The 13172-nt window shown below is 73.7% G+C and carries 11 protein-coding genes; 8 read left to right on the plus strand and 3 right to left on the minus strand.

Features of this window, described 5'->3' with window-relative positions; genetic code table 11:
• Window positions 1–34: 34 nt before the first annotated feature.
• Together D9598_RS13870 and D9598_RS13875 are read left to right on the plus strand one after the other, a co-directional pair.
• Window positions 35–1702, plus strand: coding sequence for an MFS transporter (locus D9598_RS13870; RefSeq protein ID WP_198367117.1), 1668 nt, complete (start codon window positions 35–37; stop codon window positions 1700–1702).
• A 118-nt stretch (window positions 1703–1820) separates the two neighbouring features.
• Complete coding sequence (locus D9598_RS13875; RefSeq protein WP_198367118.1) at window positions 1821–3716, plus strand: AMP-binding protein; 1896 nt, start codon at window positions 1821–1823, stop codon at window positions 3714–3716.
• Between the two features lie 54 nt (window positions 3717–3770).
• Here the strand turns inward: D9598_RS13875 and D9598_RS13880 are convergent, their stop codons facing one another.
• The 3 genes from D9598_RS13880 to D9598_RS13890 form a co-directional block, all read right to left on the minus strand.
• Window positions 3771–4121, minus strand: a complete 351-nt coding sequence (locus tag D9598_RS13880; RefSeq protein ID WP_198367119.1) for a hypothetical protein — start codon at window positions 4119–4121, stop codon at window positions 3771–3773.
• Window positions 4122–4569: 448 nt separating this feature from the next.
• Window positions 4570–5175, minus strand: coding sequence for a DedA family protein (locus D9598_RS13885; protein ID WP_198367120.1), 606 nt, complete (start codon window positions 5173–5175; stop codon window positions 4570–4572).
• A complete protein-coding gene (locus D9598_RS13890; RefSeq protein ID WP_198367121.1) occupies window positions 5172–6884 on the minus strand; it encodes a glycosyltransferase family 39 protein in 1713 nt (570 codons plus the stop codon). Before D9598_RS13890 ends, D9598_RS13885 begins: the two co-directional genes overlap by 4 nt.
• Window positions 6885–6955: 71 nt before the next feature.
• On the opposite strand from D9598_RS13890, the gene D9598_RS13895 reads away from it, so the two are divergent.
• The 6 genes from D9598_RS13895 to D9598_RS13920 all read left to right on the plus strand — a co-directional run bounded on the left by D9598_RS13895 (window position 6956) and on the right by D9598_RS13920 (window position 13102).
• A complete protein-coding gene (locus D9598_RS13895) occupies window positions 6956–7573 on the plus strand; it encodes a chromate transporter (RefSeq protein WP_198367122.1) in 618 nt (205 codons plus the stop codon).
• A gap of 14 nt (window positions 7574–7587) precedes the next feature.
• A complete protein-coding gene (locus D9598_RS13900) occupies window positions 7588–8112 on the plus strand; it encodes a chromate transporter (protein ID WP_198367123.1) in 525 nt (174 codons plus the stop codon).
• Window positions 8113–8195: 83 nt separating this feature from the next.
• Complete coding sequence (locus D9598_RS13905) at window positions 8196–9476, plus strand: RsmB/NOP family class I SAM-dependent RNA methyltransferase (RefSeq protein ID WP_198367124.1); 1281 nt, start codon at window positions 8196–8198, stop codon at window positions 9474–9476.
• A 160-nt stretch (window positions 9477–9636) separates the two neighbouring features.
• A complete protein-coding gene (rpe, locus tag D9598_RS13910) occupies window positions 9637–10329 on the plus strand; it encodes a ribulose-phosphate 3-epimerase (RefSeq protein ID WP_198367125.1) in 693 nt (230 codons plus the stop codon).
• On the plus strand, window positions 10329–11981 hold the full coding sequence (locus D9598_RS13915; RefSeq protein ID WP_198367126.1) for a heparinase II/III family protein: 1653 nt from the start codon (window positions 10329–10331) through the stop codon (window positions 11979–11981). Before rpe ends, D9598_RS13915 begins: the two co-directional genes overlap by 1 nt.
• A gap of 11 nt (window positions 11982–11992) precedes the next feature.
• Window positions 11993–13102 (plus strand): glycosyltransferase family 4 protein, encoded by a 1110-nt coding sequence (locus D9598_RS13920; RefSeq protein WP_198367127.1) that lies wholly within the window; start codon window positions 11993–11995, stop codon window positions 13100–13102.
• The last annotated feature ends 70 nt before the right edge of the window (window positions 13103–13172 follow it).

Raw genomic sequence — 13172 nt, forward strand, 5'->3', positions numbered from 1 at the left:
CACGTCTCCTCAGACGGGCGATGCGAACCGGCCGATGACGCGTGAGGAGAGACGCGTCATCCTGGCCTCTTCGCTTGGCACCGTCTTTGAATGGTACGATTTCTACCTCTACGGCTCCCTGGCGGTCATCATCGGGGCCAAGTTCTTCAGCCAGTTCCCGGAGGGGACGCGCAATATCTTCGCGCTGCTGGCCTTCGCCGCCGGCTTCCTGGTGCGGCCCTTCGGCGCCCTGGTCTTCGGCCGGCTGGGCGACCTGGTGGGGCGCAAGTACACCTTCCTCGTCACCATCCTGATCATGGGCGCCTCGACCTTCATCGTCGGCATCCTGCCCACCTCAGACCAGATCGGCATCGCCGCGGCCATCATCCTGATCGTGCTGCGCTGCCTGCAGGGCCTGGCGCTGGGCGGCGAGTATGGCGGCGCCGCGACCTATGTGGCGGAACACGCGCCGCACGGCCGCCGTGGCTTCTACACCAGCTTCATCCAGATCACCGCCACGGGCGGCCTGTTCCTCTCGCTGCTGGTCATCCTCTTCACCCGCGGCGTGCTGGGCGAGGCCGCCTTCAACGACTGGGGCTGGCGCATTCCCTTCCTGGTCTCGATCCTGCTTCTCGGCATCTCCGTCTGGATCCGCATGCAGCTTCAGGAGAGTCCGGCCTTCAAGAAGATGAAGGAGGAGGGCACCCATTCCAAGGCGCCGCTGACCGAGGCCTTCGGCCAGTGGAAGAACGCCAAGGTGGCCATTCTCGCCCTGTTCGGCCTCGTCGCCGGCCAGGCGGTGGTCTGGTACACCGGGCAGTTCTACGCGCTGTTCTTCCTCGGCTCAGTGCTGAAGGTCGATGGCTATACCTCGAACCTGCTCATCGCCTGGGCCCTGCTGCTCGGCTCCGGCGGCTTCGTCCTGTTCGGCTGGCTCTCCGACAAGATCGGCCGCAAGCCGATCATCCTGGGCGGCTGCCTGATCGCGGCGCTGACCTATTTCCCGCTCTTCAAGCTGATGAGCGCCGAGGCCAATCCGGCGCTGCACGCCGCGCATCAGAACATCCATGTGGTGGTGCAGGCCGACCCCGCCGACTGCTCCTTCCAGTTCAACCCGGTGGGCACGGCGCGCTTCACCAATTCCTGCGACATCGCCAAGGCCGCGCTGGCGCGACTTTCGGTCAACTACATCGTCGAGCGCGCGCCGCCCGGCACGGCGGCGAGCGTGCGGATCGGCGATGTCGCCGTCGACTCCACCGCGCCGAACTTCACCCAGACCCTGGGCGCGGCGATCACCGCCGCCGGCTACCCCGCGGCCTCGAACCCGACCGTGGTGAAGATGGCGCATCCCTTCGACCTGTTCCGCGAACAGCCGGCGGTGCTGATCCTGGTGCTGACGGTTCTGGTCATCTACGTGACCATGGTCTACGGCCCGATCGCGGCGGCGCTGGTCGAGCTCTTCCCCACCCGCATCCGCTACACCTCCATGTCGCTGCCCTACCACATCGGCAATGGCTGGTTCGGCGGGCTGTTGCCGGCCACCTCCTTCGCCATGATCGCGCAGACCGGCGACGTCTATTACGGCCTCTGGTACCCGGTGGTGATCGCACTGGCGACCGTGGTGATCGGGACCTTCTTCCTGCCCGAGACCAAGGATCGCGATATCTTCGCCGAGGACATGGCGGAGGTGCCGCGGGCGAAGGCGGCGCGCGCGCGCGTCTGATCGCGCGGCTGAGCCGGCGCGGGAGGGGCCTTCCCTCCCGCCACCCCGTTCACCAGGGACAGGACCGGCCGCCTCGGGCTCCGCCCCGGCGCGGGTCCGGCAACAGGGAGGGCGCGACATGCCCGACGCGCAGGATGCCGGCTATCAGGCCCTTTACGAGGCCTGGCGGGCCGATCCGGAAGGATACTGGGCGGCCGCGGCGCGCGGCATCGACTGGGAGGTGCCGCCGGAGCGCATCTTCGATGCCGGCCAGGGGCCCTATGGCCGCTGGTTCCCCGATGCGCGGCTGAACATCTGCCACAACGCCCTCGACCGCCACGTCGCCGAGGGGCGTGGCGCGCAGGCCGCGCTGATCTGGGACAGCCCGGTGACGGGAGGCCAGGCGCGGTTGAGCTATGCCGAGCTGCTGGACCGCACGGCGCGGCTGGCCGGCGCCCTGGCCTCGCGCGGTGTCGGCCGGGGGGACCGCGTGGTCCTCTACATGCCGATGGTGCCGGAGGCGGTGGTCGCCATGCTGGCCTGCGCCCGCCTCGGCGCGGTGCACTCCGTGGTCTTCGGCGGTTTCGCGGCGGCGGAGCTGGCGGCGCGCATCGCCGATGCCGAGCCCAGGGCCGTCATCGCCGCCTCCTGCGGGATCGAGCCCGGGCGGCTGGTGAAGTACAAGCCGCTGCTGGACGCCGCCCTGGCCATGTCGCCGCACCGGCCGGCCTGTTGCCTGATCCTGCGGCGCGAGGCCTGGCCCGGCGCGCTGGAGCCGGGGCGCGACGAGGATCTGCTGGAGGCCATGGCGGCCGCGGCACCGCACCCCTGCGTCAGCGTCGCCGCCACCGACCCGCTCTACATCCTCTACACCAGCGGCACGACGGGAAAGCCCAAGGGCGTGCTGCGCGACTGCGGCGGCTATGCCGTGGCGCTGCACAATTCGATGGCGATGCTCTACGGCCTGAAGGCGGGAGATGTCTCCTGGACCGCCAGCGACGTGGGCTGGGTGGTCGGGCATTCCTACATCGTCTATGGGCCGCTGCTCGCCGGCTGCACCTCCGTCGTCTATGAGGGCAAGCCGGTCGGCACGCCGGATGCCGGCGCCTTCTGGCGGGTCTGCGCCGAGCATGGCGTGAAGGTGCTGTTCACCGCGCCGACCGCCTTGCGCGCCATCAAGAAGGAAGACCCCGAGGGCCGTCTGCTCGGCCGCCACGACCTGTCGCGGCTGGAGGCGCTGTTCCTGGCCGGCGAGCGCTGCGACCCGGACACGGCGGTCTGGGCCGCGCGGCTGCTGGGCCGCCCGGTGATCGACCACTGGTGGCAGACGGAGACGGGCTGGTGCATCACCGGCAACTTCCGCGGCGCCGGCCTCTTCCCGATGCGGCCGGGCTCCGGCGGCAAGCCGGCGCCCGGCTATACGCTGGTGTCGCTCGACGAGGCCGGCCAGCCGGTCGCGCCGGGACAGATCGGCACCCTCGCCCTGCGCCTGCCCCTGCCGCCCGGCTGCGCGCCCAGCCTCTACCGCGCCGATGCGCGCTTCCGCGAGGCCTATCTCGACGCCTTCCCGGGCCACTACAACACCAGCGATGCCGGCATGCTCGACGAGGACGGCTATGTCTGGGTGATGTCGCGCACCGATGACATCATCAACGTCGCCGGCCACCGGCTCTCGACGGGCGCCATCGAGGAGGTCCTGGCTTCCCATCCGGATGTCGCGGAATGCGCGGTGGTGGGGGCGCGGGATGCGTTGAAGGGTCAGGTGCCGCTGGGTCTCGTCGTGCTGAAGTCCGGCGCGACGCGGGCGGAGGCGGAGGTCGCGGCCGAGCTGATCGCCCTTGTGCGGGAGCGCATCGGGCCGGTCGCCGCCTTCCGCGAGGCGCGGGTGGTGGAGCGCCTGCCGAAGACGCGCAGCGGCAAGATCCTGCGCGCCACGCTGCGCAAACTGGCCGATGGCGAGGATGTCGCCGTGCCGCCCACCATCGACGATCCGCTCATCCTGGAGGAGATCGGCGCGGTGCTGCGGCGCCCTTAGAGGCATGACGCGCCAGGGCGGCGCCGGCCCCGCGGGAGGGGGCCGGCGGCCGGATCAGCGGCGCAACTCGTTCGTCGGATAGGCGCCCGAGGTGTTCGACTGCGTCGCGCGGTCATAGGTGCGGGTCGCCGCCGTGCCCGGCGGGTTGCCCGGCATGCCGTCGGACTGGGTCGGATAGGCACCGGAGGTGTTGGTGCCGGCGGCGCGGTCGAGCGCGCGGGTGGCCTCGGTGCCGGAGGGATTGGCGCGGGTGCCGTCGGACTGGCTCGGATAGGCGCCCGAGGTGTTGGTCCCGACGTTGCGGTCGATGGCCCGGGTCGCCTGGTTGTTGGTGGAATCGCAGGCCGCCAGACCCAGCAGGGCGGCGGAAACCACGACGGCAGACAGAATCTCGCGGTGGCGCATCGTCCTCAACTCCTCTTCTCGGGATCCGGGCCGCTTGGCCGGTCCGCCGGTGCAACGCGAACGGGCGCCTCCGGTTCCACGGGAATTTCACGCGAGCCGGAGGAAGACCCCCGGGGGAAGGTGAGCCCGGATCGACAACCTGGAGTGTTGCGGCAACCGCCGGCCCGGTGGCGACGTTGGCGTTTCGTGGGCGGGCCGGAGGGTCGCCGCCCTGTGCCGGCCTTCAAGGCGGGCTGGCCTAATGACCAAAGCCGGCGCGCCTGGGGCCGCCGCGGCAAGGAAGGAGAGCATGGATGAAGTCGATTCTGCTGTGGTTCCTGGGGATCCCGATCCCGATCATCCTCCTCCTCTGGATCTTTGGCGTGCTCTAGGCCGCGCACGAGCCCAGTCCCCCGATCGGTGCCGGCGGCATCGGTCGGGCTGACCCTTCCTCGCAGCCGTCCGGGCGCTAGCGCCGCGCGGCGCGGCGGCTTCGCCAGAGGTGCCAGAGATAGGCCCCGATGACGCCGGCCAGCACAACATAGCTGAGCGGCTCGATCGCCGTCTCGACCCGCTTGTACTGCTCGCGCAGCAGATACCCGGCCCCGGCGAGCAGGCTGACCCAGATCAGGCTTCCCACCAGCGTCCAGAGATAGAAGACCGGCCGCCGGATATGGGCGAGGCCAGCCGGGATCGAGATCAGGGTGCGGATGGCCGGCAGCATTCGGCCGAAGAAGAGCGCCACCGGGCCGTGGCGCCGCAGCGTGGCCTCCGCCTTGTCCATGTCCTCCGCCGAGACGCCGAACCACCGGCCATGGCGCGCCACCAGCGGCCGGATGCGCCGGCTGCCGATCGCATGGGCGATCTCGTACCAGAGGCCGTTACCGACGAGCGAGCCCAGCGTGCCGGCCAGGATGGCGGTGACGATCGACATCTGCCCCTCGGCGGCGGCGAACCCCGCCAGGGGCATGATGAATTCCGAGGGGATGGGCGGGAACAGGTTCTCCAGGAACATCAGCAGGAAGACGCCCACCGGCCCGGCCTCGCCGACGGTCTGGGTGATCCACTCGATCATGGCGTGGCTCCGGAGGCGGGCGTCGGAAGGGAGGCGGTCGAGACCCGCTGGAAGAGATGCAGCCGCAGCCGCCGCCCGCGGGTATAGTTGTAGCCCTCCACGATGGCGGCCTCGCGCAGCGGGAGGTCCCGCGCCGCCACGGCGGCGCGGAAGGCGCCGAGGTCGCGGTCCCCCACCGCGACGCTGCGCCCGTCGCCCGCCGCCAGGAAGGCCGCCGCCGCCTCGCCGTTGCGCAGCAGGGCGGTGTCGGTGCCTGTGGCGAAGACCAGGGAGGGCTCATGGTATCCGACGATGCCGAACTCCCCCTGCACCTCGCCCGAGGGCGCCGCCGCCGCCAGCGCCGCGGCGATGCGCGGCCCGATCCAGGGCGCCTGCAACCGCGGCAGCACCCCGCCGAGGATGGCGGCGTAGAGCGGCACCGAGAGCATCACCGCGGCCAGCATGGCGCGGGCCGGCGAGCCCGCCCGCCATTCCCGGCGCGCCACCCCGAGCAGGAGCAGGGCGAAGGGCAGGACCAGCAGCGCCACCGGATCGACGCGCCGGTCGGCCAGCCAGGGCAGCAGCCCGGCGGCGATGCCCAGGGCCAGTGCCACCAGGGCGAGCAGGGCGGCGCCGAGCCAGGAGAGCCAGCGCGGCGCCGGGCGCCGCAGCGGGTCCATCGCCCAGGCGGCGCCCAGCAGCATCAGCGCCGGGAAAACCGGCAGGGTGTAGTGCGGCAGCTTGGTCGCCACTGCCTCGAACATCAGCCAGGAAGGCGCGATCCAGGCCAGCAGGAAGCGCGTCGCCGGGTTCATGCGGTCCCGCCAGGCCGCCGGCAGGGCGCGCAGCACCAGGAAGGCGGCGGGGAAGCCGGTCAGCGCGAAGGTCAGCAGATAGTAGCCCGGCGGCCCGCCATGCGCCTCCTCGCCGGAGGAGACCTTGGAGAGCATGTCGCCGCCCAGCGCCTCGGTGAAGAACCGGCCCTCGGTGGCGATGCCGATGGCGATCATCCAGGGCGCCGCCAGGGCCAGCATCAGCGGGATGCCCCAGAGCGGCCGCAGCGCCCGCAGCCAGCCTCCGGCGCGGTCGGCGACGGCCAGGGTGAGGATGGCGAGCAGGGCGATGAGCGGCCCGATCGGCCCCTTGAGCAGGATGGCGATGCCGAGGGCCGCCCAGAGGCCCGCGGCCTGCCGCGCGGAGAAGACCTCCGGCGCCAGGTAGGCGCGGCCGAGCAGGCCCATCGCCACCGTCACCGCGCCGAGCAGGGCGGCGTCGGTCTTGGCGATATGCGTCTCCACCACCAGGACCATGCTGGCGGCCAGCATGGCGGCGCCGAGGAAGGCGGCACGCCGCCCGACCAGCGCCCGGCCCCAGTGGAAGGTCGCCAGCACCGCCACCCAGGCGCCGAGCAGGGAGGGAATCCGGTAGGGCCAGATCTCGCCGCGATGGCCCAGGCCCAGCGCCTCGGCGGCATGCACCGAGGCGGCCTGGGCCCAGTGGATGCCGACCGGCTTCTTGTTGCGCTCCTCCTCGCCGAAGCGGATGCGGACATAGTCGCCGCTGTCCACCATCTGCCGGCTGGCCTGGGCGAAGCGGCTTTCGTCGCGGTCGCCGGGCGGCAGGGCGGCGAGGCCGGGCAGCCACAGCGCCAGGCAGAGCAGGCTGAGCCAGAGGCGCGGCCGCCGCGTCTCGGGCAGCCGGTCGAGAAGGTCGCGCAGGGCAGGAAGCATGATGCCGGGGCTGTAGAGCGTTTCGGCGCGCGGTGTATAGCATCAAACGAAACGGGTGAGGGGAGGCGGGGATGTCGGCAGCGGGGTCCGGGACGCCCGGAACAGGCCCCGGGACGGACCCCGGGGCGGCGGCCGTCCCGCCGCCGGGCTGCGGCGAGATCTTCCTGGCCTTCGGCAAGGTCGGGCTGACCAGCTTCGGCGGCGGCCTCTCCGGCTGGATGATGCGGGAATTCGTGCAGCGCCGCCGCTGGCTGGGCGAGGGCGAGTTCCTCGACGGGCTCTCGCTCTGCCAGGCCCTGCCCGGCGTGAACGTGGTCAACCTCTCGCTCTGGATCGGCTACCGGCTGCGCGGCGGGCCGGGTGCCCTGGCCGGGGCGCTGGGGATGATCCTGCCGGCGCTGGTGCTGGCCCTCGCCACCACGGCGCTGGCCGGGCCGTTGCTGGCGCGCCAGGGGGTGCACTGGGCGATGGCCGGCGTCGCCGCGGCGGCGCTGGGCCTGTCGCTGCAGATGGGGCTGCGCGCGGCGCGGCGGGTGGTGGCGCGGGGCGTGGCGCCGGCGGCGATCCTGGCGGCCACCTTCCTGGCGATCTTCTGGCTCCGCCTGCCCCTGCTCTGGGTGGTGCTGGCCATGGCGCCCCTCGGCATCGCCCAGGCGGCCTGGGCGCTCCGGCCGGCCCGGCCGGGCTGAAGCGGCCGGCCCCCATGGAACATCCCCTCTGGCGCATCCTGCTGGTCTTTCTGCCGCTCTCCTTCCTGACGGTGGGCGGCGGGCAGAGCATCGTGGCCGATGTGCACCGCCAGGCGGTCGAGGTGCAGGGCTGGATGGGCGACGCCCGCTTCCTGGAGCTCTTCGCGCTGTCCCGCCTGCTGCCCGGCCCCGGCGCGCTGCTCTCGCCCATGGTCGCCTGGCAGGCCGCTGGCATGGCCGGCGCGCTGGTCGCGACGGTCGCGCTCTTCCTGCCCTCCTCCCTGCTGGTCTATGCCCTGGCCGGGCTGTGGCGGCGCAGCCGGGGCGCGGCCTGGACGCGGGTGGTCGAGCAGGGGCTGGCGCCGGTCGCCGCCGGCATGATCCTGGCCGCCGGCGCCACCCTGCTGCGCGCCGCCGAGGGCGGGCCGCTGGCCTGGGCGGTGGCGGGACTGTCCACCCTGCTGCTGATGACCACCCGGATCAGCCCCTTCCTGCTGCTGCCGGCGGCGGGCCTGCTGTTCTGGATGGTCTTCGCCTGATGGAGGGGCGGTCGCGGGCCTCGCGGCGGCGATTCGCGCTTCCGGTGCTTCCGCCGTCCGCCCGCGCGCGCTAGCACGGCGCGATGAAGCCGCCCGCCCGCCCCCGCCCGCGAACCCGCCTCGCGGCCAAGCCGCGCAATCCGACCCGCAGCGCCGCCCTGGCCCTGCTGACGGCGGTGCTGGAACGGCATCGCGGGCTGGAGGAGGCGCTGGACGCCCTGCCGCCCTCCGATGCGCGGGACCGCGCCGCCGCCCACCGCATCGCCGCCGCCGTGCTGCGCCGCATGGGCAGCCTGGACGCGGTGCTGGAGCCGCTGCTGCGCCGCGAGCCGCCGCCCGAGGTGCGCAACGCGCTGCGCATCGGCGCCGCCGAGCTGCTGCTGCTGGAGACGCCGCCGCATGCCGCGGTGGCGAGCTGCGTCGACCTGGTGCCGCGCCCCTTCGCCGGCCTGGTGAACGCCGTGCTGCGCCGCGTGGCGGAGGCCGGGCCGGGCGCCGTGGCCGAGCTGGACGGCGAGCGGCTGGACACGCCGGGCTGGCTCTGGACCGCGTGGCACAAGGCCTATGGCCCGGCGGTCCGCGCCATCGCCCGGGCGCACCGGCTGCCGGCGCCGCTCGACCTCTCGCTGAAGCCCGGCACGCCGATGCCGGACGGCGCGGAGGCCCTGCCCACCGGCACGGCGCGCTTCCCCGCCGGCACCCGCATCACCGAGCTGCCCGCCTTCGCCGAGGGCGCGGCCTGGGCGCAGGACGCCGCCGCCGCCCTGCCGGCGCGGCTGCTCGACGTCCGGCCGGGCATGGCGGTGGCCGATCTCTGCGCCGCGCCCGGCGGCAAGACGGCGCAGCTCGCTGCCGCCGGCGCCCGGGTCACGGCGGTGGAGCGGGACGCGACCCGCATCCTGCGCCTGCGCGAGAACCTGTCGCGGCTCGGGCTGGAGGCGGAGGTGGTGCAGGCCGACGCCGCCGCCTGGGCGCCGGCGGCGAGGTTCGACGCCGTCCTGCTCGATGCGCCCTGCAGCGCCACCGGCACCATCCGCCGCCACCCCGACGTGCCGCACCTGAAGCGACCGGGTGACATCGCCACCCTGGCCGGGCTGCAGCGGCAGCTGCTGGAGGCGGCGGCGCGGCTGCTCGCCCCCGGGGGGCGACTGGTCTACGCCACCTGCTCGCTGCAGCCGGAGGAGGGAGAGGTCCAGGCCCGCCAGGGCGCCCCCGGCCTGGCGCCCGACCCGATCCGGCCGGACGAGGTGCCCGGGCTCGAGGCGGCGCTCTCGCCCGAGGGCTGGCTGCGCACCCGGCCGGATCTCTGGTCGGAGCGGGGCGGCATGGATGGCTTCTTCGTGGCGCGGTTCCGGGCGGCATGAGGCGCGGGGCTCACGGAGCCGTCATTTGCCTTTTCCGCCCCCGGCGGATGGAAGCGTCAGGCTTTGTCAGCCGCCCGGCGTGCCGAATCTCCTGGATTCCCTGGTGCGGCCGGGTCCGGCCGCCTTGTCCCGCTCCAGGCCTGAAGGCATAACTTTCCCCGTGTCACGCCCGGTCAAAATCGCCCCGTCCCTGCTCGCCGCCGATTTCGCGCGGCTGGGCGAGGAAGTCGCCGCCATCGAAGCCGCCGGCGCCGATTGGCTCCATCTCGACATCATGGACGGGCATTTCGTCCCGAACATCAGCTATGGCCCGGCCATCCTGAAGGCCCTGCGGGCGAAGTCCCGCCTGCCCTTCGACACGCATCTGATGATCGCGCCCGTCGATCCCTTCCTGGGCGACTACGCCGCCGCCGGAGCCGACCGGATCAGCGTCCATGCCGAGGCCGGGCCGCATCTGCACCGCACGCTGCAGAGCATCCGGGCGCTCGGCAAGTCGCCGGGCGTGGTGCTGAACCCCGCCACGCCCGCCGCCGCCGTGGCGCCGGTGCTGGACATGGTGGAGCTGATCCTGGTGATGACGGTCAATCCCGGCTTCGGCGGGCAGAAGTTCATCCCCGGCCAGCTGCCGAAGATCGCCGAGCTGCGGCGCATGATCGATGCCACCGGCCGCGACATCGCGCTGGAGGTGGATGGCGGCGTGACGGCGGAGACGGCGCCGGCCTGCATCGAGGCCGGGGCGGATGTGCTGGTCGCCGGCACCGCCGTCTTCGGCGCCCCGGATTATGCCGCGGCGATCGCCGCCCTGCGGGGGCCCGGCCCGCGGGACTCTGGCCTGGCCGGAGGGCGCGCCTGATGTCGGACTGGCTGCGCGGCGCCCGCCGGGTGGTGGCCGGGCTGAAGCCGGTCCGGGTGCCGGACGCGCCGGCCCGCTCCTTCCGCGACCTCTGGCCCGGCGATGCCGCGCGCGGCCACCGGCTGCTGCGCGGCGAATGCGAGATCGCCGGCACCATCCGCCCGCTCGCCCTCTCCACCGAGGTCGGCCAGGGTCAGGCGTTGGGGTGGGAGGAAGGCGGCGGCTCGGCGATCTGGCGCGCCGCCGTGCACGGCTTCGCCTGGCTGCGCGACCTGCGCGCGCTCGGCACCGACGCCGCCCGGCTGCGCGCCCGCGACCTGACGGCCGATTGGCTGGCCCGGGGCGGGGTGGAGGCCATCGCCGCCGTGCCCGAGGTGGCCGGCGCCCGGCTCTCGGCCTGGCTCGGCCACTGGGACTTCCTGGCCGCCACCGCCGAGGATGGCTTCCGGCGGCAGCTCATGGTTCGGCTGGCGCAGGATGCGCGCGGGCTGGTCGCCTCGCTGCCCGCCGAGGCGCGGCATCGCGGCGCGCTGGTGGCGCTCAAGGGCGGCCTCGCCGCCTCGGTGGCGCTGAACGAGGAGGCCTGGGTGGCGCGCTGCCTGCGCGTGCTGCCGCAGGAGATCGAGCGGCAGATCCTGCAGGACGGGGCGCATGTCGAGCGGAGCCCGGGCCAGCTGCTGCTGGCGGTGCAGGACCTGATCGAGATCCGCAACCTGCTGCATGGCGCCGGGCTGGAGGCGCCGCCGCACCTGGCCCTGGCGCTGGACCGCGCCGCCCCGGCGCTGCGCCTGTTCCGCCATGGCGATGGCGGCCTGGCGCTGTTCAACGGCACGCGCGACGAGGGCGCGGCGCTGGTCGACCTGGTTCTCACCCAGGGCCAGGCGCGCGGCCGGGCGCCGCTGATCCTGACCGAGGGCGGCTTCCAGCGGCTGCAGGCCGGGCGCACCCTGGTGATCGCCGATTGCGGCGCGCCGCCGGAAGGGCGTGGCGCGCTCAGCCCCGCCGGCCTGCCGCGCCATCCGGACCGCTTCCACCATGCCGGCACGCTCTCCTTCGAGATGTCGGTGGGGCGGGACCGGCTGATCGTCAACTGCGGCTCCGCCATCGCCGCCGAGGGGCCCTGGCGCGACGCGCTGCGCGCCACCGCCGCCCATTCCACCCTGGTGCTCGCCGACACCAACAGCAGCGAGCTGCGCGAGGAGGGCCTCGGCCGCCGGCCGGAGGCGGTGGAGGCCGAGCGGCAGGAGGCGAATGGTGCGCAGTGGCTCGATGCCAGCCATGACGGCTACCGCCGCGGCCATGGCGCCATCCATCGCCGCCGCCTCTACCTCTCCGAGAATGGCGACGACCTCAGGGGCGAGGATCTGCTGGAGGGCGAGAACCTGCCGGCCTGCGTGGTGCGCTTCCACCTGCATCCGGGCGTCGTCGCCAGCCTGCAGGAGGAGGAGAACGCGGTGCTGCTGCGCCTGCCCTCCGGCGGCAGCTGGCGGCTGCGCGCCAGCCGCGCCCGCCTCGGCGTCGAGGAAAGCGTCTTCATGGCCGGTGAGCCGCGCCGCACCTCGCAGGTGGTGCTCACGGCCGAGGCCGGCTCGCCCTCGGTGCAGTGGGCGCTGAGCCGCGTCGGTCAGGCGGGGCGGGCGCCGGGCGAGTAGAGGCCCCCCACTTGAAGATCGCCGAGGTCTGCAACGTCGATTTCTCGCTGCGGCACTTCGTGCTGCCGGTGATGCGCGGCGCGCGCGCGCGCGGGCACGAGGTGGTGGGGATCTGCGCCGAGGGGCCGCTGCTCGACCAGCCGCGTGCCGAGGGCTTCCGCATCCTGCCCGTGCCGATGGCGCGCAGCCTGAACCCGCTGGCCCAGGCGCGGGCCTTCGCCGCGTTGCTGCGGATCTTCCGCGCGGAACGCTTCGATCTGGTGCACGCGCACATGCCGATCTCGGGCCTGCTGGCGCGCGCGGCGGCCCGGGCGGCGGGGGTGCCGCGCATCGCCTATACCGGGCATGGCTTCCTGTTCAACCAGCCCGGGCCGCCCTGGCGGCGCGGCCTCTCCTTCGGCCTGGAATGGCTGGGCGGGCGGATGACCGACGTCTTCATGACGGTGAGCGAGGAGGAGGCGGCCGATGCGCGCCGCCTCGGCATCGCGCGGCGGGCGGTGGGCATCCGCAACGGCCGCGACCCGGCGCGCTTCCACCCCGACCCGGCGCCGCGCGCCGCGCTGCGCGCCGAACTCGGCGCGGCGGAGGATGACTGCGTCATCGTCATCGTCTCCCGGCTGGTGCGCCACAAGGGGCATGTCGAGCTGCTGCGGGCGATGGAATCCGTGCCCCGGGCCACGCTCTGGGTGGTGGGCGAGCGGCTGCCGACCGACCACGGCCCCGACATGACGGAGGATTTCGCCCGCGCCGCGCGGCTGCTCGGGCCACGCCTGAAGCGCCTCGGCTACCGCGAGGATGTTGCGCGGATCCTGGCGGCGGCGGATGTCTTCTGCCTGCCGAGCCATTTCGAGGGCCTGCCGATGTCGGTGATCGAGGCGATGATGACCGGCCTGCCGGTCGTCGCCACCGACATCCGTGGCCCGCGCGAGCAGGTGGTGGAGGGCGGGACCGGCCTGCTGGTGCCGCCGATGCGGGTCGCGCCGCTGGCCGCCGCGCTGGCGCGCCTGGCGGCCGATCCCGCCCTGCGCGCGCGGCTGGGCGCGGCGGGACGGGCGCGCGCCCTGGAGCGCTTCGACGAGGGCAAGGTGATCGGCCGGACGCTGGACCTGATGGGGCTCTGACGGCGCGGCCCCCGCCCGCCCCGCGGGGCCAAGACGGCGATTGCCAGCCGCGCCCGCGGGTTGTTAGCCT

The sequence above is a fragment of the Roseomonas sp. KE0001 genome (assembly GCF_016107285.1).
GTDB lineage: Bacteria > Pseudomonadota > Alphaproteobacteria > Acetobacterales > Acetobacteraceae > Pseudoroseomonas.

Excerpts from the sequence above, each read along its gene's own strand:
- D9598_RS13870 (WP_198367117.1), top strand. The coding sequence starts at position 35 with ATGACGCGTGAGGAGAGACGCGTCATCCTGGCCTCTTCGCTTGGCACC.
- D9598_RS13875 (WP_198367118.1), top strand. The coding sequence starts at position 1,821 with ATGCCCGACGCGCAGGATGCCGGCTATCAGGCCCTTTACGAGGCCTGG.
- D9598_RS13880 (WP_198367119.1), bottom strand. The coding sequence starts at position 4,121 with ATGCGCCACCGCGAGATTCTGTCTGCCGTCGTGGTTTCCGCCGCCCTG.
- D9598_RS13885 (WP_198367120.1), bottom strand. The coding sequence starts at position 5,175 with ATGATCGAGTGGATCACCCAGACCGTCGGCGAGGCCGGGCCGGTGGGC.
- D9598_RS13890 (WP_198367121.1), bottom strand. The coding sequence starts at position 6,884 with ATGCTTCCTGCCCTGCGCGACCTTCTCGACCGGCTGCCCGAGACGCGG.
- D9598_RS13895 (WP_198367122.1), top strand. The coding sequence starts at position 6,956 with ATGTCGGCAGCGGGGTCCGGGACGCCCGGAACAGGCCCCGGGACGGAC.
- D9598_RS13900 (WP_198367123.1), top strand. The coding sequence starts at position 7,588 with ATGGAACATCCCCTCTGGCGCATCCTGCTGGTCTTTCTGCCGCTCTCC.
- D9598_RS13905 (WP_198367124.1), top strand. The coding sequence starts at position 8,196 with ATGAAGCCGCCCGCCCGCCCCCGCCCGCGAACCCGCCTCGCGGCCAAG.
- D9598_RS13915 (WP_198367126.1), top strand. The coding sequence starts at position 10,329 with ATGTCGGACTGGCTGCGCGGCGCCCGCCGGGTGGTGGCCGGGCTGAAG.